This window comes from Streptomyces sp. NPDC007875 (assembly GCF_042868035.1).
GTDB lineage: Bacteria > Actinomycetota > Actinomycetes > Streptomycetales > Streptomycetaceae > Streptomyces > Streptomyces antimycoticus.
Genome location: NZ_JBIADZ010000009.1, coordinates 271,905 through 295,119, shown reverse-complemented (window position 1 = coordinate 295,119; position 23,215 = coordinate 271,905). Strand labels below are relative to the sequence as shown.

The window sequence follows — 23,215 nt, the reverse complement described above, 5'->3', positions numbered from 1 at the left end:
ACCTTACGCAGCTTGTCTTGACGCTATATCACGGCAAGCCTATGTTCCGTTACTCCAACGCCATTCGGTCTTCTGAACGCATCGGCATGAGGCAGGGGCTCGTATGCATGCCAGATATCCGCTTCCTCCTCCCTCGGGACGTTTCTCCCCGCCGCCACGGCGCGCCCGCCTCGCGGCGCTGGGCCTCGCCGCCGCGCTGTCGGCCTCGGGCTTGACCGGCTGCGGCAGCGCGTCGGGGGCGGGCTCCGCGGACGTGACGATGTGGACGTTCAAGCAGTCACATGTCGCGGGGTTACGGGCGGCCGCCGCGGAGTTCGGGGAGAAGACCGGCATCGAGGTCAGGATCGAGGCGTACACCCCCGATGACGCCTACGGCATCAAGGTCCAGAGCTCGGCCATGACGGGCGATCTGCCGGATGTCTTCGAAGTCCACTCCGACGGGGAGGACTTCGTCTACGGCGCCGCGGGCATCGTCGAGGATCTGCGCGGACAGGTCCCGGCGAGCTGGAACAACCGCTTCAACCCGGCCGTACGCCACTCCGGCACGGTCACCCAGGAGAAGTACGAGCAGTCGCTGCCGGTGACCTCCACGAGCCACGGGGCGAAGAAGGGCGCGCGCTACAGCCTGCCCTTCACCATCGGCACCTTCGGGATCGTCTACGCCAACAAGGCCAAGCTCGCCGCCGCCGGAATCACCCGGCCCCCCGCCACCTGGGAGGAGTTCATCGCCGATCTGAAGAAGACGAAGGCGAAGGACCCGCGGACCGGCGGGCTGAGCCTGGGCCTGAAGGTGCCGTCCACCGGTCTGAACTGGATCGGCCAGCCGCTGGCCTTCGCCCAGCTCGGCAAGGACGGGTACGAGGCCCTGTACGGGCGGGAGAAGTCCGCCGACTGGGGGTCGCCGAACGGCGTCAAGGTCCTTGACGCGTACGACCGGCTGACGCCGTACTGGATGCCCGGCACCCAGACCCTCACCATCGACGACGCCGACCAGGCGTTCGCGCAGGGCAAGTCGGCCTTCGACGTCGGCGGCACCTTCACCCTGGCCTTCCTCCAGGAGGCCGGGATGAAGGCCGACGACATCCTCGCCTTCGGCGTCCCCGCGCCCCAGGAAGGCGCCGTCAAGGACCTCGCACTCGGTCCGATCGCGCTGACCGGCCTCGCCCTGAGCGATTCGAGTCCCCGTAAGGACGAGGCCAGGAAGTGGATGCGGTACCTCTCCGAACCGGACGTCGCCGCCCGGTTCTCCAAGGCCGCCTCCGATCTGTCCGCGACCGAACTGGGCGCCGAGTCCGCCGACGTCCTCGGCCCGAACCTCGCCCGGCTCATGGCCACGTTCAAGGGCACCCCGGAGAACACGTACAACCCGTACGACACCAGCTTCCGGCCCCCGACGCTCGACATGGACGAGGCGGGCGCGCCCCTCATCGACATGTCGCCACTGCGCCTAACCAGCCCCGCCCAGACCGGCCTCCGGCTGCGCACACTCATCGACTCCTACTGGAAGGAGGCTTCGTGACGGCCGTCGGCACGCCTCCTGCCCCCGCGCCCCGGACGGCCGCCGCGGCGGCCACGCGACGCTTCCGCCGACCCACCGCGACACCCGGCGGCCGGGGGCGCGAGGCCCTCACCGGCTATCTGTTCATCGCCCCCGCGGTGATCCTCTTCGCCGTGATGGGCCTGTACACCGTGGGCTACGGCTTTCTGCTCGGCTTCGCCCGCTGGAACGGCTTCGCCCCGCACTGGGACTGGGTGGGCCTGGACAACTACGCCGATCTGCTGTGGCGCGATCCGGTCTACGCGCCGCGGGTGCACGAGGCCGCTCGCCACACCCTGTACGTCATGATCGCCGTGCCGGTGCTCACGGTCGCCGTGTCCTTCCCGCTGGCCGTCGCCCTGGCCAGGGTCAAACGGGCGCAGGCGGTGCTGCGTTCGGTCTACTTCCTGCCGTACGTCACCTCCGGCATCGCCGTCTTCTACGCCTGGCAGTACATTCTCCAGCCGGACGGCGCCGTCAACTACCTGCTGCGCGTCCTCGGACTCGGCTCCCTGCAGGAGCCACAGGGCTTCCTCGGCAACCCCGCCACCGCCCTGCCCACCATGATCGTGGTGACGGTGTGGACCGAGGTCCCGGTGGCGATGCTGATGTATCTGACCGGGCTGCAGACCATCGACCGCGGCCTCATCGAGGCAGCCGAGCTGGACGGCGCGGGCTGGTGGCGCACCCAGGTCTCGGTGGTCTGGCCGCTGCTGCGCCCGATCACCGCGATCGTCGTGCTGCTCACGCTCAGATCGGCGCTGCACGGCTTCCAGACCTTCCTGATCATGACGAACGGCGGCCCCGGCACCCACACCGACGTCCTCGGCCTGGAGGCGTACCGGCTGGCCTTCCTCTCCAAGTTCGCCCCCACCCTGGGCCTGGCCAGCGCCCTGGGCTGGATGCTGTTCGGCGTCGCCATCGTGCCGGCGCTGATCAATCTGAGAGCACTGCGGAGCCGCGTATGACGACACATCCCGCCCCGGCCCCTTCGGGCACGCCGGGCACCAAGCCCGCCGCCACGCGCCGGATCGGCGCACGCGTCCTGATCGGCGTGCTGCTGGCCGGGTACGCGCTGGTGAGTCTGTATCCGTTCCTGTGGATGGTTTCGGGCGCTTTCAAGGATCAGTTCGAGGTGGTGCGCGGCGGCCATCTCATCCCCGAGCACCCCACGCTGCACACCCTCACCGACACCTGGAACCGGCTCCACTTCCTCGACTACTTCCTCAACAGCCTCAAGGTCACCGCCCTGACCGTGGTGCTGACGCTGCTGATCTACGCCGCCGCCGGATACGCCTTCGCGGTGCTGCGCTTCCCCGGCCGCGCCTGGCTGTACCGCCTGTTCGTGGCGCTGCTCTTCGTCCCAGGAGTGACAGTGCTGCTGCCGATCATCCTGCTGGAGCACAACCTCGGCGTCCTCGGCACGCACTACGGGCTCGTCCTGCCGTTCGTCAACGGCACCGCGCCGCTGTCGGTCATGCTGCTGACCGGCGCCTTCACGGCCGTACCGAAAGAACTGCGGGACTCCGCCCGGGTCGACGGGGCCGGGGAGCCGCACATCTTCGCCCGTGTCTACCTTCCGCTCGCCCGGCCGGCGCTGATCACCGTGGCGCTGCTGACGGCGATCCCGGCCTGGAACGAGTATCTGCTCACCAAGGTCTCGCTCAACGACGAGTCCGCGTACACGCTCTCCCTGGGGCTGCAACAGCTCTCCGCGCAGAACGTGCCGCAGTACAACAGCCTGATGGCCGGTGCGCTGATCGTGGTGATCCCGGTGATCCTGCTCTTCCTCGCGCTGCAGCGGTACTTCGTGAACGGACTCGTCGGGGCGGTGAAGGGATGACCCACGTCCTGGTGACCGGCGCCGCGGGCCACATCGGACGCCATGTGGTCGAGGATCTGCTGAACCACGGCTACCGCGTGACCGCGACCGACCGGAAACCCCTCCACGATCCGCGCCTGGAGCGGAGCCTCGCCGGGGACCTGCGCGACCGCGAGCTGGTGCGGGAGGCGCTGCGCGGGGTGGTGGCGCTCGTCCACCTCGCGGCGATCCCGCACCCCGACACCCGGGATCCGGCGGGCCAGTTCACCGCCAACTGCCACACCGCCTACCTGGCGCTGGACGAGGCCGGGCGCACCGGGGTGCGCCGCGTGGTGGCCGCCTCCAGCATCGGCGCGCTGGGGCTGGCATGGTCGACCCACCCGCGCTCACCCGGCTATGTACCGGTCGACGAGTCACACGCCACGCTCGCCGAGGACCCGTACGGACTCTCCAAGCTGGTCCTCGAGCAGGTCGCCGAGGGCACCCACCGGCGCTGGGGCACCGACACGGTGTGTCTGCGCTTCCCCTTCACCGGCACCGGCCCACGGCTGACGCGCCAACTGGCCGCCGTGCGCGCGGATCCCGGACACCACGCGAGCGACCTGTGGGGGTGGCTGGACACCCGCGACGCCGCCGCGGCGGTGCGAGCCGCGCTCGGCGCCGAGGCGCACGGCAGCCATGTGCTGTACGTGGCGGCACCCGACACCTCCTCGGACATCCCCACGGCCGAACTGCTCGCCCGCTACCACCCCACCGCCAGGATCGTGGCGCCGCTGTCCCGCTTCGCGGGGCTGTACGACACCTCGCGCTGCACCCGGCTGCTGGGCTTCGCCCCCGCCCACGGCTGGCGTACCGCCGACGCCGAGGGTCCCCACCGCTCCTCCCCCACGGAAGGAACATGAGATGGCACAGAGCCCCGGCACCCGTCGCCGGACCTTTCTGACGGCCGCGGCCACGGGCGCCCTGGGCGCCGGCGCGCTCGCCGCGGCGGGAGGCCGGGCGGCCGCCGCACCCGCCGACGACCCCAGGACACCCGCCACCGCGCCCCGTCTCGCCCCCTCTCGATCCGTGCACATCTTCTACTACCCCTGGTACGGCAGCCCGGCGGTCAACGGCTCCTGGCGCCACTGGCCGCAGGGCGGCCTCACCCCACCCGACCGGATCGGCTCCGACTTCTACCCGGCGGCCGGGGCCTACGACTCCGGCGACCGCGCCGTGGTCGACCGCCATATGGGGTGGCTGGCCCAGGCCGGAACCGGTGTGCTCGTCACCAGCTGGTGGGGGCGGGGCGGTTACGAGGACCAGCGGGTGCCGCTGCTCCTGGACGCGGCGGCCGCGTGCGGGCTGAAGGTGGCCTGGCATATCGAGCCCTACGCCGGCCGCACGGCACAGTCCGTGGTGGACGACATCGGCTATCTCATCCAGCGGTACGGCGGCCACGCGGCCTTCTACCGGGACGCGGCACACGGCGACCGCGGCGCGTACTACGTCTTCGAGTCCCTGCGGATCGTCGACTGGACCCCGCTGGACCAGGTGGCCGACCGCGCCATCGTGCTGGCCCAGACCACGGACGTGTCGAAGGTCGCGCACTTCGGCGGCATGTACACCTATGACGCCATCGCCGCGGGCAACAACCCGCAGTGGGCCGGCCCGGCCGCGTACTGCCGCGACCACGGCATGGTCTGGGCACCGTCCATCGGCCCCGGCTACATCGACGACCGCGCCGTGCCCGGGAACACCACGCCCACCCTGGAGCGCGACGACGGCGCCACCTATGACCTGGAGTGGAACAACGCCCTCTCCCCCGCCAACGGGGGCCCGCCCTCCTGGGTCTCGATCACCTCGTTCAACGAGTGGCACGAGGGCAGCCAGATCGAGCCCGCGGCCTCCGCCCCGCCCACGGCGCAGAGCTACCGGACCTACAGCGGGGCGTACGGAAGGACGGGCGCCGCGGCCGAGACGGCGTATCTCGACCGCACCGCGTACTGGGTGGCCCGGTTCGAGGCGGCTCGCCGCCGCTGAGGCGTGGTGTGCCGGGGCCCCGGCGAACGGCGCTAGACGACCGGTTTCGTGGGCCGGTCGGGGGTCAGCGCGATCTGCCTCTTGAGCATCCGGCCCCCGTCTCCGGTGAGGCGGAGGTAGTAGTCCGAGGAACAGACGGTGCCGTCCTCGTCGAGCGCCCAGATCCCCGAACCGGCCGGGACCATCGACGCGTTCTCCGCCGTCTTGGCGATCTGATTGCCCTCGTTGTACTCGTCGAACATGGAGATGTAGATGCCCTGCGCGCCCACCCGCACCATGTTGTAGAACTGTCGCCACATGAAGTCGCCGTGTGCGCGCTGCCGCGACTGGGTGTCCCCGGGGAGCACACAGGGCTGGTAGTCGATCCCGTTGGCGTTGCAGTCGGCCTGGTCCGGGGTGTTGACATTGGTGAAGAAGCGGTCGGTGTCGGCGATGTTGCCGATGCGCCCCACCATCCACGGCGAGAGCATATGGAAGGCGTGGTAGACGCCGAGGTAGCCGGGGCGTGAGTCCTCGTTGCCGGACCGCCAGTGGGTGGGGACTCCGCCCATCACATAACAGCCCTGGTCCTTGAACCAGTTGACGACATCCAGGCAGTCCGCGGCCGACCAGGGCTTGTTGGCCTCGTTGAAGCCGAAGCCCCAGATGCCCACCACCGGCTTGCCGTTCTGTCTGGCGTAGGCGGAGGACGACGTATGGGCCTTCATCTTGTCCGTCCAGTCCTGCTTCATCTGGCTCTTCATGTCGAGCCAGCCGGTGGCGTCGTACATGATGTAGAACTTCCGGTCGTACCTCTCCGCCGCCGAGCGGACCTTGGTGGCCATGGCGTCGCGCGTCGACCCCTCGGGGCTGAAGGGGTTGAAGCGCTGGAGGGCGGCGGTGTCGATGGCGTACTGCTGCATCCAGCGGAAGTGGGTGTCGACGGTCTGCTGGTCGTAGGAGGAGAACAAGGTGGCCGACTGACCGTTGTTGAGGTTGCCGTAGTTGGTCCGGTATCCCTTGGTGTACTCGCGCATATCCGGCCAGCTGTGAATGCCCGTGTTGTCCGGCGACGGCGGCTGGGACATGTCGGCGGCCCAGTGCCACCAGCCGTTGATCGGGGCGCCGTCCCCCGCGCAGGCGAACCAGCCCTGATAGCCGACGGTGACCTTGCCGACGACGTCACCGGGCGGGCTGGCCGCGGTGGCGGTGCCCGTCGTCAGCTTGGCGGCGCCCAGGGCACCGAGCGCCGTGGCGCCGAGCGCGGAACCGATGAGTTGGCGGCGTGACATACCCATGAGGGCCTGCCTTTCCGGCAGTGAGCGGCTTGAGTGGGGGTGCTCGCTGCGGCGGATCGTAATCACGCATTCATGATTCCGCAATTTAATGGACGGTTAGCCGAATTCAGGCGGAAGCGCTTTTCGTCGTTTATGCGCCATTCCCTCATTCGGCGATCAAGGATCGCGGACCAGCGGTCGTCAGTGACTGCGGGTGCGGACGCCGCCGTACTGCTCGTCCGTGACCTTCTCCAGCCAGGTGGTCTCGGGGCGGTCGTCGCCCGTGCCTTCCCACATCGCCAGGTGCTGCATAAACCGATCCGGCGTGGCGCCGTGCCAGTGCTCCTCGTCGGGCGGGCAGGTCACGGTCTCGCCGGGGTGGGCCTCGAAGACCGTGCCGTCGCGGGTGCCGATCAGCGCGATGCCCTCCACCACGTGCAAGGTCTGGCCGACGGCGTGGCGGTGCCAGGCGGTGTGGGCGCCCGGGGAGAACCGCACCATGTTGGCGCGCATCCGGGAGGGCTCCTGGCCGGCGCATATGACGTCGAACCACACATCGCCGGTGAACCAGTCCGCGGGGGCCTTCGTGGTGGGCTGAGGAGTGACGAACTTCAACGGTTTTCCTTCTTCCCGTGACTTTCCTCGGTGTCGCTCCGGTGTTCTTTTCGGTGTCGTGGCTTCCAGGCTCGCACCTCTGCGCAGACTCGCGCAGAGGAGGGTTTCCTCCTGGGAGGGAAACATCCTGGGATAAAACTCTCCCCCTCAGCGGGCTGCCGCACGGTGCCACACTGGGAACCATGAGTCCCGACGCACACCTCAACCAGCTGGGCGAATTCCTCAAGGCCCGCCGGGCCGAGCTCAGCCCCCGTATCGTCGGGCTGCCCGACAGCGCGGGCCCGCGCCGGGTGGCAGGTCTGCGCCGGGAAGAGGTCGCCCAGCTCGCGGCCATCTCCCCCGACTACTACACCCGCCTGGAGCAGGGCCGCATCCACGCCTCCGCACCCGTGCTGGAGGCCCTCGCCCAGGCCCCGCACCTCGACGACGACCAGCGCGGCTACCTCTTCGGACTCGCCGGAAAGGAAATCGCCCGCCCCCGGCGCCGGGCGCGGCAGAAAGTCCAGCCGCAATTGCGGCGGCTGCTGGACGACCTCACCGCCACCCCCGCCGTCGTCATGGGGCGGCGTATGGACGTCATCGCGTGGAATTCCCTCGCCGCCGCGCTCATCACCGACTTCGGGCAGGTTCCGGAAAAGCACCGGAACTATGTCCGCATCCTCTTCACGGACCCCGCCATGCGGACGCTGTACGCCGACTGGAAGACCGTCGCCCGTACCTGCGTCGCCCAGCTGCGCATGGAGGCCGCGAAGTATCCCGACGACCCGCGGCTGTCCGCACTCGTCGGAGAACTTTCCGTCCAGGACGCGGATTTCCGCACCTGGTGGGCTTCCCACCAGGTCGCCACGCTCGGCGTGGGCACCAAGGTCCTCCACCATCCGCTCGCCGGGGAGCTCGCTCTGGACTGGGACACGCTGACCGCCAGCACCGATCCCGACCAGCAGCTGGTCATCTGGACGGCCGAGGTCGGCACGTCCGCACACGACGGACTGCGCATCCTCGCCTCCTGGGCCGCCGACCAGCACCTGTCGGCGTCATCGGCCGACTGAGACCCGGCCGCACCGCGCCGCCGAGATGTGCATAGGCTGAGCTCCTGTCAGGACAACAGCGACACGGGGGACACCATGCGGAAAGAGGCGGTTCGGTACCTTCGCTGCCCCTACTGTTCCGGCGGTTTGACGATGGCCGAGGGCGCGCTGCGGTGTTCCCAGGGGCACAGCTTCGACGTGGCGAAGCAGGGGTATGTGAATCTGCTGCGCGGGGCCGCCAAGTTCAGCGCGGACACCGCCGAGATGGTGGCGGCTCGCGCGGACTTCCTGGCCGCCGGTCACTTCGCGCCGATCGCCGGGGCACTGGCCGCGCTGGCGCGCGAGACGGCACCGGCGCCGACGGGCGGGGACCCCGGCTGCCTCGTGGACATCGGCGGCGGCACGGGCTACCACCTTGCCCGGGTGATGTCGGAGTTCCCGGGCTCCGAGGGCGTCCTGCTCGACATCTCCAAGTTCGCCGCCCGCCGGGCCGCGCGGGCGCATCCCCGTATCAGCGCGGTGGTGGCCGACGCCTGGGACGGGCTGCCGTTCGCCGACGGGGCCGCGCCGGTGGTCCTCAACGTCTTCGCACCGCGCAATCCGGCCGAGCTGCGCCGGATTCTGCGCCCTGGGGGTGTGCTGCTGGTGGTGACGCCCCGGCCGGATCACCTGCGGGAACTGGTGGAGGCCCTGGGGCTGCTGCGGGTGGACGAGCAGAAGGACGAGCGGCTGGCGGACCGGTTCTCGGCTCATTTCACCGAGGTGGCCCGGGAGCGTTCGCGGAGCACCATGACGCTGGACCACCAGGCCGTGCCGCAGTTGGTGGGGATGGGGCCGAACGCCTGGCACCAGCACGGCGAGCGGCTGAAGGAGCGCGTCGCGCTGCTGCCCGAGCCCTGTGACGTGACGCTGTCCGTCACGCTCACCGCATACCGTCCGCTGGTCTGACACCACCGCAAGGACACCCCGGCCCAGCGGGCTCCGCTCAGCGCCGTCAGGTCCAGACGGTGTACCCGCCGTCCACGCGGATCGCCTCGATGCCGCTGATGTACCGGGCGCCGCAACGGTCCTGGGGCAGGACGAGCTGCGGGCCCGCGCGGTCGAGCGGGGTGCCGTCGATGGTGACCGCGAGCAGGACGGGGGCACGGCCGAAGTCCGGGTCGATCTCGGCCCAGGACAGCAGCGCGCGATGGCCGTCCGCGCCGCGTACAGCGATCAGGAAGCGCAGGCGGTCCTTGCGCCGGGCGGGGTCGAAGGCGGGACCGGCGGAGACCAGGACGTCATGCAGATACGGTCCGGTGAAGCGGTGCTGCTGGATGCCGCTGGTGGCGCAGTCGAAGCTGACCTGTGCCCGGTGCTGGGGCCAGGAGAGCAGTTCGGACACCGCCAGCCGGGCCGGACGGGTCAGATCGCCCGTGAGGGCGAGCTCCGCCACCGGACCAGCGGCCGTACTGGCAGCTGCGAGGGAGTCACTCACGGGCTACCACCTCCTGGAGGACCGTTACCCGACCCCCGGTCCCACGCAAACGCACATGCCATGCCGAGGGATCAAGAATCCGGATGATGCGAGGGAGAAGGAGGATTTAACCTTGCATCTGCGGCACACTGCCGATTCACCCGAGATCCGGGCTCCCGGCCCGTAGGCGCCAGTGCCGGCCACCGTGGACGAGCGTCGCGACGCCCAGGAGGAGGAAGCCAACGCTCGCCACCGCCAGCAGCGCCCAGACGATGATCTCCCGGCCCGGCACGTCCGCCGCGTAGGTCCAGCGCACCAGGAAGTTCGTGGTGGCGGCCACCGGAAAGCTGTAGATCCACAGCCCGGTGTGGAAGGACCGCTCGCGGATGGTCGGAAGCATGAAGGCGACCAGGACGAGGGTGAAGAACAGGATGCCGGAGAGCCCGTAGCCGACCCCGTCCAGACGGCCCCCGTGGGCGGCGAGCCAGGCGTTGCTGCCGACGGCGGGCGGGATGACCAGGACGGTGAGGGTGGGCCGGGCCGGTGGCGGAAGCGGACTGCCGGCGACCAGGCTGCCGAGGATGACCGTGCCGAAGGCCAGCCAGTACAGAACCCCCACGGCGAAGGCCGCTGCCGCGATCTCGGGGAGGTGCAGCGTCGACGCGGTGATGCTCGCGATGAACGGTGCGGAGGAGACCGGCAGCAGGTAGCCGGGGTGCAGGGTGGTCTCGCTGAGCACGCCGGTGAACCAGTGGGCGAGCAGCCGGGCGGCGACCAGCGCGGCCGCCACGACGAAGACGGCATAGGCCCAGCGGGCGCCTTCCTCACCGAAGCGCGAGAAGTGACCGGTGATCAGCATGCCGATGATGGGGACGTACGCGAGGGCGAACCCCTGGCCCGGGTGGCGCAGATCCTCGCGCAGGTTGTGCCACCGGGCTCCGCCGTGCCGCACATATGCGGCCAGGAGCACGATCCAGACCAGTCCGCTGATCGCGAACAGCACATCGCTGATCTGGATCCACGCCGAGGCGACGGAGGTCGCCGCCTGCCAGGCTCCACCCAGGCCCGCGGAGCCCAGCGAGATCGCCAGCAGGCCGATGCGCGCGCTCCGCGAGTCATGGGAGGCGGGAGCCGCGTACGGCGCGGTTCCGGCCGAGGCGGCGGAGCCGGACAGGATCGGCGGGCCCTGGCCCCGCCCCGGCCGGAGGTCCGGGCCGTTCTTGGCAATCATGAGCTGTGTCCTCGAGGTTTGATCTCGGAAGGTGATCTTGTAATTGGTGTTTTATTTTAGACGCTTACTTATAGCATGCACGACCACCGAGATGTAAGCCCCATTCGCCAGTAGACCATGTGCTACAATGGCTGGGTGGCCAGAGAAGAATCGGACTCAGCGCGGCGGATTCCCGCGACCGCGGCGGCGATGGTGGACCTGCTCAACTCCCGGCCGCACGGTCCCGGTTTTCCGGACACGCTCCAGACCCCGGAGACGGCGAGCGCGGTCCTGCGCCCGTTCGGCCAGCCCGCGGCGGAAGCGCCATCACCCCAGCGCATCGCCAAGATCCGCGGGCTGCGCACAACCCTCATGGACATCGCGTCCGCGCCGGACAGCGCCGAGGCGGCACCCGGCTGGGCGCAGCTCGCCGAGCGGGCGTCCGCTGTCACCCTGCGGCAGGATTTCTCGGAGCCCGGAGCGGTGCGGCTGCGGCAGGTGGGCGGCGACCCCGTGGTGGGTGGCATCACCCTGGCGGTGGCGGAACTCGTCTCCGACGGCACCTGGCCCCGCCTCCGTATCTGCGCCAACGAGCGCTGCAGCCACGTGTTCTACGACACCACGCGCAGTCGCACCCAGCGCTGGCACTCGTACGAGGTCTGTGGCAACAAGAGCAACGTGGCCGCGTACCGCGCCCGGAAGAAGACCCGGCCCGGGAGCTAACGCCGGGCCGGGTCTCGCCACCTCCCTTACGGAGAAGGTCAGTTCGCCTGCCACCAGCCGGTGGCCGCCTGGGCGTACTCCTCCGCGCCTTCCTCCCAGACGAAGTGGCCCACATCGATGATGTCGAGCTCGCTGTTCGGCAGGCGCTCGTGCAGGTACTCGGCGTTCGCCACCGGGACCACCGTGTCCTTGCGACCCGCGATGATCTGCACCGGCGTCTCGATCTGGGACAGCAGGTCGCCCAGGACCGGCAGCTCGGTTGGATACGCCCGGACGTACGGCATCTGGTCGGCGAACCGCTCGCCCATATAGGAGGCGAGGTAGTCCTCGCGGACCACCTCCGGCAGCTCGTAGCCGTCGATGGCATCAATGGCGACGGTCACGACGTCCTTGGGACCCATGGCCCGGTACGGAGCCAGGTCCTCGGCGTGCACCCACTCGTCCAGCACGCCCCCCAGTTGCAGCGGGACCGCCGCCCCGCCGGTTCCCACGACCGCGCTGCGGAACCGGTCCGGGTGCCGGGCCGCGGCGAACAGCACCGCACTGGTGCCGATGTCCGGGCCCACCACATGCGGCTTCGCCAGCCCGAACGTGTCGGCGATCCGTACGATGAACTCGCCCATCGCCTGGGGGGACAGCAGATCCTCCCGGAGCTCGGACTGCCCGAACCCCGGCAGGTCCACCGCGACCAGATGAGCGTGGTCGGCCAGCCGCGACCAGGTCGCGTCGTAGGCGTACAGGCTCTCCGGCCACGGGCTCAGCAGCAGCGCCTCGCGGTCATGGGGCTTGTCGCTCTCGGCGTACCGGACGGAGAGTCCGTCGATCCGCCGGAACCGGGTCTTGATCTCGCTCATGTCCTCGTCCTCCTGCGCACTGTGGATGAGTGGGTGGGTCAGCTCAGCGGGACGTCGAGGACCGCCTTGCGGTGGCTGAACGTCTCCAGCGAGTAGCGGCCGTGGTAGCTGCCCATGCCGCTCTCCCCCACCCCGCCGAACGGCAGGGTCGGCACGGTCAGATGGAAGACGGGGAAGCCGAAGTTGACCGCGCCCGAGGAGGTTTCGGCGATCAGCCGGGCCCGGGTGGTGTCGTTCTCGGTGAAGGCGTAGAGCGCCAGCGGCTTGTCGCGGTCGTTGATGAAGGCGATGGCCTCGGAGAGGTCGGCGACGGTCAGGATCGGCAGGATGGGGCCGAAGATCTCCTCCCGCATCACCGGCTCGTCCGGCGTCACGTCCAGCAGCACGGTCGGGGCGATGTACTTCTCGGCGCGGTCGCTCTGTCCGCCGGTCACGGTGCGGCCGGAGCCGAGCAGCGCGGTGAGGCGGTCGAAGTGGCGCTCGTTGACGATGCGTCCGTAGTGGTCGGCGGCTTGCGGGTCGGTGCCGTACAGCTGCTCGATCGCCTGGGTGAGGGCGGCCGCCAGCGCCTCGGCGGTGTCCGGGTCGGTGAGAACGTAGTCGGGGGCGACGCAGGTCTGTCCTGCGTTGGAGAACTTGGTGGACGCGATGCGGGCGGCGACCGCGGTGAGGTCGGCGTCGCGGTCGACGAAGACCGGCGACTTGCCGCCGAGTTCGAGGGTGACGGGGGTCAGATGCTCGGCGGCCGCGCGCATCACGATCCGGCCGACGGTGCCGTTGCCGGTGTAGAAGACGTGGTCGAAGCGCTGGGCCAGCAGCGACGTCGTCTGTGCGACGCCACCCTCGACCACGGCGGTGGCCTCGGTGTCGAGGTAGGCCGGAAGGAGCCGGGCCAGCAGGGCGGAGGTCTGCTCGGCGAGCTCGGAGGGCTTGATGACCACCGCATTGCCGGCCGCCAGCGCGGCCGCGACGGGGGTCAGCAGCAGATAGATCGGATAGTTCCAGGCCGAGAGGACCAGGGCGACACCGAGGGGGTCGAGCTCGGTGCGGGCCAAGGTCCCCTCCGGCAGATGGGAGACGGTGACCTCCGCGGGCTGCGGGGCGAGCCACTCCTCCAGGTGCTCGAGGTAGTCGTCGATCTCGAGGACCGTGATGTCGATCTCCGCGCGGTCGACCTCGTCGGGATTCTTGCGCAGATCGGCCCAGAGGGCGTCGGCGATGGCCGCGCGGTTCTCGGTCAGCAGCGCGCGCAGCCGGGTGAGTTGCTCGCGGCGCCAGGCGAGAGACTTGGTGCGCCCGCTGCGGTGGGTCTCCCGCAGCCGCGCCACGAGGGCGGCGGCGTCGGTCTCGGTCAAGGCGGGGTAGGTGGTGGTCATGGGGCATCCCGTTCTGTGGAAAGGGGCCCGGCCCGCGGGCAGGGTGTGCCGGACATCGACGTAAGTATCTTTCAGATTTAGACGCTTACGTTATAGCACACGCGACCACAGGCGTGTAATTTTCTATTGCCGATAGACCATGTACAGGGTCCGCCCCGACCGAGCGAGACCCCCGCCACCACCGTCACCGCACTCCGGGTGTCACAGCACGGCGTGGGCCGGGATCTCCTCGGGTTCCTGAGCCGGCCGGGCCGTCCAGTCCCGGGGTCCGGCCGTACGGCGGCCCTCCGCGCCGTGCCGTTGCCCGCGGACCTGGACGGCCTCCCAACCATCGGGGGGTTCCGGACCGACGCGGTAGGCGATGTCCGGTTCGCTCGCGCGGCGGGTGACCTCGCACACCCGCACCTGCCCCTGCGGGGCGAGCGCCAGCATCCGGAAACACCGGTCCGCCGCCTCCCCCATCACCCGCGGGGCAGTGTCCGGCTCCCCCGGCCGGAACAGCAGATAGGCGTCTCCGGTGACCACGGCGACATGGAGACACGCCGGTCCGAGGCCCATGGGCGCGGGTCCGGCGCCACGGACGGCGAAGCGGTCGCGCATCGCGAACGCCGCCCGTACCGCCCGGGCCGCGTCGTCCTCACTCGTCTCGGGGTGGCCGAACAGTGCCGAGAGGACCGGCCCGGCCGCATGGGCCATGGTCCCGCCGAACCGTGCGGCCTCCTCGCGGACGACCCGCTCGGCCTCCCGCAGCGCCTCCTGGACGCTCGACGGATCGTGGCCGTGGCCCTCCAGGGCGTGGCGCACCCATACGAGGCTGATCCGCTTGTGTTCCACCGTGGACTCGTTCAGCCGCCGTGGCCGGGTGGCACGCCCGCCCACCGCGGTGAGCCCCGCCCTGCTCTGGGCCGGGGTCTCCCGCGCCGTATCGGTCCCGGAGAGGTCGGTCCCGGAGAGGTCGGTCCCGGAGAGGTCGGTCCTGGGGAGGGGCGTCACATCGACCAGCGCGGGCGGGGACGGAGGGTCGAGCTCCGGGGCGTGGGCGAGGATCGCCCGCTCCAGCTTCTGCATCTCGCGGGTGGGCTCGAGGCCGTACCGCTCGACCAGCTCGACGCGGCGGTGGCGGTAGGCGGCAAGCGCTTCGGTCTGCCGTCCGCAGCGGTAGAGGGCCAGCATGAGCTGACAGCTCAGGCGCTCGCGCGTCGGCTCGGCGGCGGCCACCGCTTGCAGCTCTCCGAGGACCGCGTGGTGACGGCCGCACGCCAGCTCGGCCTCGAAGAGGTCTTCCAGCGCGTTGAGCCGGCTGTTCTCCCACGCGGTCAGCTCCGGCCAGACGAGGCCGTCCTCGACGAGGTCCGCGAGCGCGGGTCCGCGCCACAGCCCCAGGGCCTCCCGCAGCACCCGCGCGGCCGACTCGTAGGAGCCGACGGCCACCTCGGCGTGTCCGCGCTCCACCGCCCGCCGGAAGCGGAGCAGATCGACGGCGTCGGGATCCACCCGCAGCCGGTACCCCGGGGCGTCGGTCACCAGCACCGCCCGGCCTTCGGAGCCGGGTTCGCAGGACAGCGTCCGGCGCAGGTCCCGGACCGCGTTCTGCAGCATCTTCCGGGCGGTGAGCGGGGTGTCGCCCGGCCACAGGGCGGCCAGCAGCCGGCTCGTGGCCACCACGCTGTTGGCGTGGATGAGCAGATGGGCGAGCGCCCCTCGCTTGATGACTCCGCCGAGCGGCACCGGTGCCCCGTCATCGAGCACCTCAAGGGGGCCGAGCAAGTGGAAGTCCACGGAACCTCACCTTCTGTCTGGATGTGCGTGTCCCCGTGTGTCCCCCGTGTCCCCCGAACCCGTCTCCAGGGCGTCGGCCATCGCCAGCCGCAGCAGCTGCATGCGATGGGTGGCCCCCGTCTTGGCCCGGATGCGTCGCATATACGTGTCGACGGTGTGCGGACTGAGGCCCAGGGCACGCGCCACGGAGGGGTAGGTGTGCCCCTCCAGGACTCGGTCCAGAACCTCGCGTTCGCGGTCGCTGAGCAGTTCCAGCGGTTGGCGGTCGGGCCGTCCGGCGAGTTCGGCAGCGCCGGAGGCGGCTGCGGGTTCGGACGAGCCCACCGCGCGTTCGTCGGGCCGTCTCACCCCATGGCCCCGTAAGCCGGACATGAGATACGGCACCGCCCCATCATCGGTCCGTCGGCAGAGCCCTGCCGTGAAAGCCCCAGCCGGTGTCGTCGTCCTCGGGCGAGTCGGAGCCGACCCCCACTGCCAGGGGCGCCCCGGCGACGGCGAGCGAGTGAAGGCCCCCCGTGCCGGTTCCGACACGGTCGTGCGCCGACTGCGCGGCCGCGCCCAGGAAGAGCGAGAGGGCCGGTGCGGCGATCGCGGTCATGACGGCGGTGAGGAACAACGTGCGCATTGTGGCCTCCGGTTGAAGAGATCCGGTACGGAATTCGGCCCTGGGCTGGATGGATCGATCATGGCGGGGGCCCGGCCCGCGCACCACGCGTTCCGCCACTCACCAAGGTGCCGGGCAACAAAACGAGGGGGGATCATAAGGGGCCTAACGGCACTCTTCGGTTGTCCGGTTTCGCCTTGCGGGGCCATCCGCGGCACATGACCGCCCCCATGGGCGGGTGGTCATGGTGTGGCGTGGAGCACCAGCAGCAGCAGCTCGCACGGGGCAACGGCCTCGGAGAGCGTGCAGGAGTGGCGTGCGGGGACGTAGCACATCTCCCCGGCGCGCAGCCGAAGTTCGACTCGCCCGCTCCGGTGGTCCGTACGGCCGTCGTTCTCGACGCGGCAGCGTGCTCCGCCGCGAAGCGGGAAGAGCAGGACGTCGGCGCCGACGCGCCCGAGGGGGAGCGTCGTCCCGGCGGGAAGCAGCCGTTCGTACGCCTCGACGGGGTAGCCCATGACATGGCCCAGATCGGCGGCGAGCCTGTGCGCGCCGGTGCCGGGGGGCGCGGGCCGCCACTCCCTGTCCGCCGGTTCCCGGCCGTACGTCCCGTAAAGGCCCGGGAGGACGGTGTGAGCGCGCTCGGGCCATACCACCGCGGGGCCCCTGTCCTGGTACGTCGAGAGGCACAGCGCCATGTCACGGAGGAAGAGTTCCCAGTCGGTATCGGACACCCTTGCCCTTCGCTCTCGAAAGGTCGCACCTCGTGACCGCCACCGGCAACGGACGACACAAGCGCTCTCCGAGGCGATCGAGCACCGATCGCACGGCAGGCATGGGCAGCTGACGACGTGGAGCGGCCCGCCCGGGCCGCCCGAAGTCTGTGTCTGCGGAACCCCCGCGCAGGCGATGCCCATCCTCGCCCGCCGGTGGTGCGGTGTGCCAGTCCCTTTTCGGCGGTCCCGCGCCGACGTGACAGACGCGCCCCACGGAAACGGGCCCCCGCCGAAACGCGATCCGCCGCAGCGGCCCCACGGAAACGGGCTCCGCCGAAGCGGGCTCCGCCGAAACACCTGAGGCCGCGACGGTATCCGCCGTCGCGGCCTCGCACCCCCGTTGACGCGCTGATGGCAGACAGGCGCCGACTACCCGGCGGCCTCCCGCACACCGGTGTCCGGTTCGCTCTCGTCTTCGCTCGCGTCGTGATCCAGCAGACCGGCGCGGGCGGCGAGGACTCCGGCCTGGAACCGGCTCACCGCACCGAGAGTGTCCATGATGTCGGCGACGTGCTTGCGCGTGGTGCGCAGCGACATCCCCAGCCGGCGGCCGATCGCTTCGTCCTTGTAGCCTGCCGCCAGCAGGCGGAGGATCGTTCCGTCCAGCTCTTTCGCCACCGATTCGAGGCCGTCGGCGGCGGCGTCCGAGAAGGGCCGGGCATGGGCCCACGCGTTCTCGAAGACCGAGCACAGATAGCGGACGAGGGACGGCTCGCGTACGATCACCGCCCCCAGGCTCCCCTCCCGGTCGGGAACGAACGCCAGGTCCCGGTCGAAGACGATCAGGCGGCCGAACGGATCGTGGACGGTCCGGTATTCGGCGCCCAGGCCGGACATGACGGCCACGTATGCCTGACTCGGCGCGTTGAACCGGGCCGTGTGGTTGTAGAGCGTGCGCATGCGCACCCCCCGGGCGAGCAGCGCCGTGTCACGGCTGATCGCCTCCTCCAAGACCTCCGGTGCCCGCCCGCCGCCCGGCTGACTGCTCAGCACCTCCTCCTGACACTCGTTGGAGGCACGGTTCAAGGCGGCGCGGACCTCGTCCAGATGCCCGATCACCTCGATGCTCCCGGTGTCGCAACGCCTGCCTTCGAGGAAGTGGGCCCGCAGCCGTCCGAACTCCAGTCCGATCTGGTCCAGTTGGCGCCGCCGTTCCTGCAGGGACTCCTGGATCGGGGCGGTGAGCGCCGCGGCGGCCAAGTCGGGGTCGACGGGCACCAAAAGCGCCGGGTCCGTGGAGTGGGAGCGCAGCAGGCCCAGTTCCTTCAGCCGGCGGACCGCCGCGTCGAGCTCTTCCTCGGACATTTCCAGCTCGGATAAGGTGGCCAGGAATTCTCTGGTCACCTGCTGGAACCTCAGGATGCAGGAATACAGCTCGGCTTCGGCATCACTCACATACGAGGAACCGCAAGCGGTGGGCTGGAGGGGCGGGTTCACAAGCTCTCCCCTCGTCCGTCGACGAGTCGTATCGACGAGCAATCGGACGGGAATCCAACATCGGACGGCCGGTGTCTCAGCAGCATTTTGTTTCTTTTCTCTTCTACCACTGGTCCTGTCAGAAGGGCTTTGGAGAGACAGACGGCCATCGCCGCGAAGGGGTTCACCGGGGCCCCGTACCGCTGGGCAGGTCCGTGCCCAGGAGTGCGGCCACGGCCGTCGTATGGCCGTCGAAGGCCAGCGTGGCCGGTGTGTCGAGGACCTGCCATCCGGCCGTCTCGGGCATCGGCGCGGGCTCGGGCAGGGTGCCGGCGTCGCGCACCGGCAGCAGGGCGAAGACCTCGAGGGTGTCCCGGGTAGAGTGCACGTCGAAGAGGCGGGCCTGCCCAGGATCGGCCGCCAGGCCGGTTTCCTCCCGCAGTTCCCGTACGGCGCCCTGCTGCCAGGTCTCACCGACCTCCACATAGCCGCCGGGCAGCGCCAGTTGCCCCATGGCGGGCTCGATCGCGCGGCGCACCACGACCACTCCGAGCCGGCCGGACAACGTTGCCACGGGCTGTAGGACCACCGCGGCGGGCAGCGGGTTGCGCCATTGGGTCTCACCGCAGCCGGAGCAGTCCCGCGGCCATCCGGCGCCCTCGGCGCAAGCGGTACCGCAGTAGGGACAGTGTGTGACGCGGCGTCCGCGCGTGTAGCCCATGAGCCTCCCCCTCCGCTTCCTCGGCGTACGGCAGCAGGCAAGATACAACAAGCGGGGCTCCATACCGGCGGGGATGCCCGGGACCGGGCCTGCTCCGTCCGGCCCCACCGCGTCCAGAGGGGCCGACGCCCCGGGAAAGCTCCGGTCATTGAGCGGTCATTTCCCCAACCGCGCCCCGGGCGTTCGCAGTTCCCTGCGAATTCCGCCCGATCCCTACAGTTGTCGGCGTGCTGAATCGACTTCTCCCCGCTTCGGGGCCGGGACGTGTTCTGGCCTTGGCGACTCTCTTCATCACCATGGGGCACGGCGCCTTCATGACGTGTTCGGCGCTTTATTTCACCACTGTGGTCGGCATTTCCGTGGCCCAATTGGGGCTGGGGCTGACCATCGCCGGAGCGGTGGGGCTGTTCGCCGGAGTTCCCCTGGGACATATCGCCGACCGCCGCGGAGGACGCGAAACGGCAGCGCTGCTGATCGCCCTCAACGGACTGGCGGCCGCCGGCTATCTCGTCGTCGGCTCCTTCGCCCAATTCACCCTGGCGGCTTGTCTGTTCGTGGTGATGGAGCGGGGCGGCCGGGCGGCACTCCAGACGGCCATCGCGAGCACGCTGCGGGGTGAGGACCTGGTGGAGACCCGGGCCCATCTGCGGGCGATCACCAATGTGGGCGTGGCGGTGGGCGCCGGCTTCGCGGGCATCGCACTGCAACTGGACACCCCGGCCGCGTTCCGTACCGTCCTGGTGCTGGACGCCCTGTCCTTCCTCGTGGCCGCGGCCGTGCTGACCGCCCTGCCGAAGGTGGCGCCGGTGGCCACGGCTGCGGACGTCCCCGGGCAGCCCCGGCTCGCCGTCCTGCGCGACCGGCCCTTCGCCCTGGTCACGGCCTTGAGTGCGGTGCTGTCCCTGCATGCGGTGCTGCTGGAGATCGTGGTGCCGCTGTGGATCGCCGGGCACACGGACGCCCCTCGCTGGATGGTGACGGCCCTGTTCCTGCTCAACACGGCGAACGTGGTGGCGTTCCAGGTGCGGATCGCCAAGCGGGTGGCGGAGATTCCGCTCGCGGTACGGGCCGTCCGGCAGGCCGGTTTCGTCCTGTGCGCCGCCTGCGCCCTGTTCGCCGCGTCGGCGGCGGACGGCGTGGTCATGGCCGTGGTCTTCCTGCTGCTGGCCGGCGCCGTGCATGTGTACGGCGAGATGGTGTTGTCGGCCGGCGCCTGGGTCATCGGGTTCGATCTCGCGCCACCGGACAAGCAGGGGCAGTACCAGGGGTTCTTCTTCTCCGGATACGCGGCCTCCGTCATGATCGCCCCCACCTTCCTCACCGCCACCGTCCTCCAGGGCGGTGCCCTCGGCTGGCTGCTGCTCGGCGGCCTGTTCGTCCTCGCGGGCCTGGCCATGAAGCCGGTCGTCGGCTGGGCCGAGCGCACCCGCGCCCCACAGCCGGCGCACAGCGGCTGACCCCCCAAGGAGCACTGCGATGGAACCTCGAACGTCCCTCCCTCCCGTCCGGCCCCCGGTGCCGAACGCCGGGGACGGGCCCGTCCACGGCGTCTTTCTGGCCGACGCGGCCGATCCGCACGTCCCCCTGCGCGAGCGGCTGCTGGGAAACGGCACCCCGCCGGCCGACGTCACCGGCCGCCCCCGCCCGGACCTGACATCCGGGCCGTCCGACGCCCTCCACGAGGAGGTGTCCGAGCAGCTGTGGAGCCATGGCCTGGCCGCGATCCAGCTCGATGAACCGCTGCCCAACGACCGGTTCACCGCGCTCGGCGCGTTCCTGGGCACCGCCATGCCCGAACGGGACCCGGCGGTCGCGCCGTACGTGGAGGAGGAGGTGATCCTCAACCTGCGCAGCGAGCACGCCCGCACCGACGACGTGGCCCTGCAGCCCTTCGCCGGCAACTACCTCTCGCTGCACACCGAGAGCAGCGGCGCCCCCGTCGAGCGGCAGCCGCGCTACATCGTGCTGATGTGTCTGGCCCCCGGGGACGCGTCGCAGGGCGCCAGGACGGTGCTGGTGCCGATGCGGGAGGTGGCGCGCCGGCTGGCACCGCGGACCCTGGCCGTGCTCTCCCGGACCCGGTACCGCGACCGCCCCGGCGTTCCCACGATCGCCCGGCAGGTCGGGGACCGCTGGGTGTTCTCGCTCCGCGACTTCCTCGCCGATGAGCTCCAGTGGTCCTACGAGGGGCCGGAGGAGGACGCCACAGCCGTGGGCGACGCGCTCCGCGAGCTGTTGGCGGCCATGTACGCGCCCGAGCACGCGCAAGGGCTCCAGTGGCGGCGCGGGCTTCTCGTCGTCATCGACAACACCTACTTCTTCCACGGGAGAACCAGCGGTTCGGCCACGTCCGAGGCCCGGCTCCGGCATCTCAAGCGCCTGCGCGTCGTGTAGCCCATGCCATCCGTTCACGCTCGCCCACAGGGGCGGCCCACTCGGGGAAACGCATGAAACTCTTCGAATCCGTACCGTCTCCGCGTCCGTGTCACGCCCCGCCGGACGCGCGCGAGACCGCGGCGCGTCCACCGCAACCCGGTGGCATCCGCGACGTCTTCACCCCCGCCGTCGACCATCGTGTCCTGGAGGTCTACGCCCGGGCCCGCGACCCCCACGACGCCCTGGAGCTGCGGAACCTGTGGCTGGGACGGGTCGAGCACGAGCTCGGCGGCAACGCCCTGCGCCCGGCGCTCGCCGAGACCTGGCGGGCCAGCAGGCCGCGCCGGGCCGTCGAGCCCGAGGAGGTGCTCTCCTCCCGCGCCACCGTCCGGTTCGTCAAGGAGCTCTTCAACTGGTTCTTCCGTGACGACCTCTACGGCGAGCTGCGGGACAACGCCCGCTACATCCTCTCCAGCGGGTCGATCGACGAGGAGCGGTGGGGGCTGCCGCAGAGCCTGAAGGAATGCATCCGCTACGCTCTGGACCGGGACTGGTACGGCTACTCCGACTCGCGTGGACGTGTCCCGGCCCGCGAGGCGATCGCCGCGTACGAGAACGCCCGCATCCAGGGGGCGCGCTACGGCACCGAGAACGTGGCCATCACCATGGGCGGCACCTTCGCCATCAGCACGCTCGCGGACTTCGTGCTGCACGGCGGCCCGCGCTCCCCCTCACCGGCGCTGTGCGCGATCCCCAACTACCCGCCCCTGGTGGAGACGATAGCCCGCCGGCACGACGTCCAGCTGGTGCCCCTGGTCTCCCAGGACGGCCAGACCTCCCTCGAACCACTGATCGCCGCCCTCACCCCGGACACCCCGATGGTGATGCTGCAGACGGTGGGCAATCCGACCGGCGCCGCCGTGGCCGAGGCCGATCTCGCCCGGCTGATCCGCGCCGCCTCCCCCTCCACGGTCATCGTGCTGGACGAGTGCCATGAGTGGCTCGGGGACTACGAGAAGCGCTCCGCGGACCGCGCGGCGCCCCAGGTGGTGCGGGTGTCCAGCCTGTCCAAGACGTGGTCGGCGCCGGGGCTGAAGGCCGGGTGGTTTCTCGCCGACCCGGCGTTCATCGACGAGTACTACGAGTACGCGTCGTCCTCCTTCGGCGGCCCGCCCTCGTTCTTCTACACGACCATCGAGGTCCTCGCCCGCCTGGAGCGGTGGCTCATCACCGGGATCGAGACACCGGGTCCGGCCGAGGCCAAGGAGTTCGAATCCGGCTACGACATCGACCTGGCAGGGCTGCGGAACGCCTACCGCGGCTACCGCGCCGAGCGGCTGCGCCGGGCCGAGGATCTGACCGTCCTGCGGGACGCGGCCACCGTACGGCTGTCGGAGATCCCCGGCCGGGTGCTTCCGCCGCGTTTTTCCATCAACACCGCCGTGGAACTGCCCGGTTGGGACGACTCCTACCGATGTTTCCGCGACATCCTGCGGGAGACCGGCGTCTCGGTGTTCCCCGGAATCCTCACCTTCTGCCTCTCCGGAGGCGTCGTCAGGGTCACCACGGCGCGGCCCTGGGACGAGCTCTCCGCCGCCTTCGACCGGCTGCGCTCGCACGCCGCCCCGGGATACGGAGGCTGAG

At 70.4% G+C, this 23,215-nt stretch carries 22 protein-coding genes and 1 pseudogene; 11 read left to right on the top strand and 12 right to left on the bottom strand.

Annotated elements, in window-relative coordinates; genetic code table 11:
- The first annotated feature begins 103 nt into the window (after window positions 1-103).
- From ACFYOY_RS21145 to ACFYOY_RS21125, 5 genes are read left to right on the top strand one after another with little or no spacing between them, the layout of a single operon-like run.
- Window positions 104-1,519 (top strand): ABC transporter substrate-binding protein, encoded by a 1,416-nt coding sequence (locus tag ACFYOY_RS21145; protein WP_388588764.1) that lies wholly within the window; start codon window positions 104-106, stop codon window positions 1,517-1,519.
- Complete coding sequence (locus ACFYOY_RS21140) at window positions 1,516-2,505, top strand: sugar ABC transporter permease (protein WP_351893755.1); 990 nt, start codon at window positions 1,516-1,518, stop codon at window positions 2,503-2,505. The genes ACFYOY_RS21145 and ACFYOY_RS21140 overlap by 4 nt, the downstream gene beginning before the upstream one ends.
- A complete protein-coding gene (locus ACFYOY_RS21135; RefSeq protein WP_388588761.1) occupies window positions 2,502-3,380 on the top strand; it encodes a carbohydrate ABC transporter permease in 879 nt (292 codons plus the stop codon). Before ACFYOY_RS21140 ends, ACFYOY_RS21135 begins: the two co-directional genes overlap by 4 nt.
- Window positions 3,377-4,261, top strand: coding sequence for an NAD(P)-dependent oxidoreductase (locus ACFYOY_RS21130; RefSeq protein WP_351893749.1), 885 nt, complete (start codon window positions 3,377-3,379; stop codon window positions 4,259-4,261). The genes ACFYOY_RS21135 and ACFYOY_RS21130 overlap by 4 nt, the downstream gene beginning before the upstream one ends.
- 1 nt (window position 4,262) lies before the next feature.
- Window positions 4,263-5,381, top strand: coding sequence for a glycoside hydrolase family 99 protein (locus tag ACFYOY_RS21125; protein WP_351893746.1), 1,119 nt, complete (start codon window positions 4,263-4,265; stop codon window positions 5,379-5,381).
- Window positions 5,382-5,416: 35 nt separating this feature from the next.
- Here ACFYOY_RS21125 and ACFYOY_RS21120 read toward each other — a convergent pair.
- Both ACFYOY_RS21120 and ACFYOY_RS21115 read right to left on the bottom strand, forming a co-directional pair.
- A pseudogene (locus ACFYOY_RS21120) lies at window positions 5,417-6,658 on the bottom strand (glycoside hydrolase family 71/99-like protein); the annotation flags it as partial.
- Between the two features lie 180 nt (window positions 6,659-6,838).
- Window positions 6,839-7,252 (bottom strand): cupin domain-containing protein, encoded by a 414-nt coding sequence (locus ACFYOY_RS21115; RefSeq protein WP_388588758.1) that lies wholly within the window; start codon window positions 7,250-7,252, stop codon window positions 6,839-6,841.
- Window positions 7,253-7,434: 182 nt separating this feature from the next.
- On the opposite strand from ACFYOY_RS21115, the gene ACFYOY_RS21110 reads away from it, so the two are divergent.
- Window positions 7,435-8,301 carry a helix-turn-helix domain-containing protein gene (locus tag ACFYOY_RS21110; RefSeq protein ID WP_388588755.1) on the top strand — a complete coding sequence of 289 codons (867 nt, stop codon included), beginning with the start codon at window positions 7,435-7,437 and terminating at the stop codon, window positions 8,299-8,301.
- Window positions 8,302-8,376: 75 nt separating this feature from the next.
- Window positions 8,377-9,228, top strand: coding sequence for a putative RNA methyltransferase (locus ACFYOY_RS21105; RefSeq protein WP_351893739.1), 852 nt, complete (start codon window positions 8,377-8,379; stop codon window positions 9,226-9,228).
- 46 nt (window positions 9,229-9,274) lie between these two features.
- On the opposite strand, the gene ACFYOY_RS21100 is transcribed toward ACFYOY_RS21105, so the two are convergent.
- Together ACFYOY_RS21100 and ACFYOY_RS21095 are read right to left on the bottom strand one after the other, a co-directional pair.
- The gene (locus ACFYOY_RS21100) at window positions 9,275-9,757 is read right to left on the bottom strand and encodes a molybdopterin-dependent oxidoreductase (protein WP_351893735.1); all 483 of its coding nucleotides are present in this window, start codon (window positions 9,755-9,757) and stop codon (window positions 9,275-9,277) included.
- Window positions 9,758-9,893: 136 nt separating this feature from the next.
- Window positions 9,894-10,967 (bottom strand): hypothetical protein, encoded by a 1,074-nt coding sequence (locus ACFYOY_RS21095; RefSeq protein WP_388588751.1) that lies wholly within the window; start codon window positions 10,965-10,967, stop codon window positions 9,894-9,896.
- Window positions 10,968-11,102: 135 nt separating this feature from the next.
- Here ACFYOY_RS21095 and ACFYOY_RS21090 point away from each other — a divergent pair, with 135 nt between their 5' ends.
- Window positions 11,103-11,669 carry a CGNR zinc finger domain-containing protein gene (locus tag ACFYOY_RS21090; protein WP_351893728.1) on the top strand — a complete coding sequence of 189 codons (567 nt, stop codon included), beginning with the start codon at window positions 11,103-11,105 and terminating at the stop codon, window positions 11,667-11,669.
- Window positions 11,670-11,707: 38 nt separating this feature from the next.
- Here the strand turns inward: ACFYOY_RS21090 and ACFYOY_RS21085 are convergent, their stop codons facing one another.
- The 8 genes from ACFYOY_RS21085 to ACFYOY_RS21050 all read right to left on the bottom strand — a co-directional run bounded on the left by ACFYOY_RS21085 (window position 11,708) and on the right by ACFYOY_RS21050 (window position 19,048).
- Window positions 11,708-12,523, bottom strand: a complete 816-nt coding sequence (locus ACFYOY_RS21085; RefSeq protein ID WP_388588748.1) for an alpha/beta fold hydrolase — start codon at window positions 12,521-12,523, stop codon at window positions 11,708-11,710.
- A 38-nt stretch (window positions 12,524-12,561) separates the two neighbouring features.
- Window positions 12,562-13,899: an aldehyde dehydrogenase family protein gene (locus tag ACFYOY_RS21080; protein WP_388588745.1), complete on the bottom strand. Its 1,338-nt coding sequence runs from the start codon at window positions 13,897-13,899 to the stop codon at window positions 12,562-12,564.
- A gap of 201 nt (window positions 13,900-14,100) precedes the next feature.
- Window positions 14,101-15,678 carry a BTAD domain-containing putative transcriptional regulator gene (locus tag ACFYOY_RS21075; RefSeq protein WP_388588742.1) on the bottom strand — a complete coding sequence of 526 codons (1,578 nt, stop codon included), beginning with the start codon at window positions 15,676-15,678 and terminating at the stop codon, window positions 14,101-14,103.
- A gap of 6 nt (window positions 15,679-15,684) precedes the next feature.
- Complete coding sequence (locus tag ACFYOY_RS21070) at window positions 15,685-16,026, bottom strand: helix-turn-helix transcriptional regulator (protein WP_351893719.1); 342 nt, start codon at window positions 16,024-16,026, stop codon at window positions 15,685-15,687.
- Window positions 16,027-16,069: 43 nt separating this feature from the next.
- On the bottom strand, window positions 16,070-16,303 hold the full coding sequence (locus ACFYOY_RS21065; RefSeq protein ID WP_351893717.1) for a hypothetical protein: 234 nt from the start codon (window positions 16,301-16,303) through the stop codon (window positions 16,070-16,072).
- A gap of 221 nt (window positions 16,304-16,524) precedes the next feature.
- Entirely contained in the window at window positions 16,525-17,016 is a 492-nt protein-coding gene (locus ACFYOY_RS21060; RefSeq protein ID WP_351893714.1) for a hypothetical protein, read from the bottom strand.
- 411 nt (window positions 17,017-17,427) lie between these two features.
- Window positions 17,428-18,402, bottom strand: a complete 975-nt coding sequence (locus tag ACFYOY_RS21055) for a LuxR C-terminal-related transcriptional regulator (RefSeq protein WP_388588737.1) — start codon at window positions 18,400-18,402, stop codon at window positions 17,428-17,430.
- A gap of 256 nt (window positions 18,403-18,658) precedes the next feature.
- Entirely contained in the window at window positions 18,659-19,048 is a 390-nt protein-coding gene (locus ACFYOY_RS21050) for an NUDIX domain-containing protein (protein WP_388588734.1), read from the bottom strand.
- Window positions 19,049-19,422: 374 nt separating this feature from the next.
- On the opposite strand from ACFYOY_RS21050, the gene ACFYOY_RS21045 reads away from it, so the two are divergent.
- From ACFYOY_RS21045 to ACFYOY_RS21035, 3 genes are read left to right on the top strand one after another with little or no spacing between them, the layout of a single operon-like run.
- Window positions 19,423-20,652: an MFS transporter gene (locus tag ACFYOY_RS21045; RefSeq protein ID WP_388588732.1), complete on the top strand. Its 1,230-nt coding sequence runs from the start codon at window positions 19,423-19,425 to the stop codon at window positions 20,650-20,652.
- A 19-nt stretch (window positions 20,653-20,671) separates the two neighbouring features.
- A complete protein-coding gene (locus ACFYOY_RS21040) occupies window positions 20,672-21,589 on the top strand; it encodes a TauD/TfdA family dioxygenase (protein WP_388588729.1) in 918 nt (305 codons plus the stop codon).
- A gap of 53 nt (window positions 21,590-21,642) precedes the next feature.
- Window positions 21,643-23,214 carry an aminotransferase class I/II-fold pyridoxal phosphate-dependent enzyme gene (locus tag ACFYOY_RS21035; RefSeq protein WP_351893699.1) on the top strand — a complete coding sequence of 524 codons (1,572 nt, stop codon included), beginning with the start codon at window positions 21,643-21,645 and terminating at the stop codon, window positions 23,212-23,214.
- The last annotated feature ends 1 nt before the right edge of the window (window position 23,215 follow it).

Excerpts from the sequence above, each read along its gene's own strand:
- ACFYOY_RS21125 (WP_351893746.1), top strand. The coding sequence starts at position 4,263 with ATGGCACAGAGCCCCGGCACCCGTCGCCGGACCTTTCTGACGGCCGCG.
- ACFYOY_RS21035 (WP_351893699.1), top strand. The coding sequence starts at position 21,643 with ATGAAACTCTTCGAATCCGTACCGTCTCCGCGTCCGTGTCACGCCCCG.
- ACFYOY_RS21145 (WP_388588764.1), top strand. The coding sequence starts at position 104 with ATGCATGCCAGATATCCGCTTCCTCCTCCCTCGGGACGTTTCTCCCCG.
- ACFYOY_RS21065 (WP_351893717.1), bottom strand. The coding sequence starts at position 16,303 with ATGCGCACGTTGTTCCTCACCGCCGTCATGACCGCGATCGCCGCACCG.
- ACFYOY_RS21095 (WP_388588751.1), bottom strand. The coding sequence starts at position 10,967 with ATGATTGCCAAGAACGGCCCGGACCTCCGGCCGGGGCGGGGCCAGGGC.
- ACFYOY_RS21080 (WP_388588745.1), bottom strand. The coding sequence starts at position 13,899 with ATGACCACCACCTACCCCGCCTTGACCGAGACCGACGCCGCCGCCCTC.
- ACFYOY_RS21135 (WP_388588761.1), top strand. The coding sequence starts at position 2,502 with ATGACGACACATCCCGCCCCGGCCCCTTCGGGCACGCCGGGCACCAAG.
- ACFYOY_RS21105 (WP_351893739.1), top strand. The coding sequence starts at position 8,377 with ATGCGGAAAGAGGCGGTTCGGTACCTTCGCTGCCCCTACTGTTCCGGC.
- ACFYOY_RS21130 (WP_351893749.1), top strand. The coding sequence starts at position 3,377 with ATGACCCACGTCCTGGTGACCGGCGCCGCGGGCCACATCGGACGCCAT.
- ACFYOY_RS21110 (WP_388588755.1), top strand. The coding sequence starts at position 7,435 with ATGAGTCCCGACGCACACCTCAACCAGCTGGGCGAATTCCTCAAGGCC.
- ACFYOY_RS21085 (WP_388588748.1), bottom strand. The coding sequence starts at position 12,523 with ATGAGCGAGATCAAGACCCGGTTCCGGCGGATCGACGGACTCTCCGTC.
- ACFYOY_RS21040 (WP_388588729.1), top strand. The coding sequence starts at position 20,672 with ATGGAACCTCGAACGTCCCTCCCTCCCGTCCGGCCCCCGGTGCCGAAC.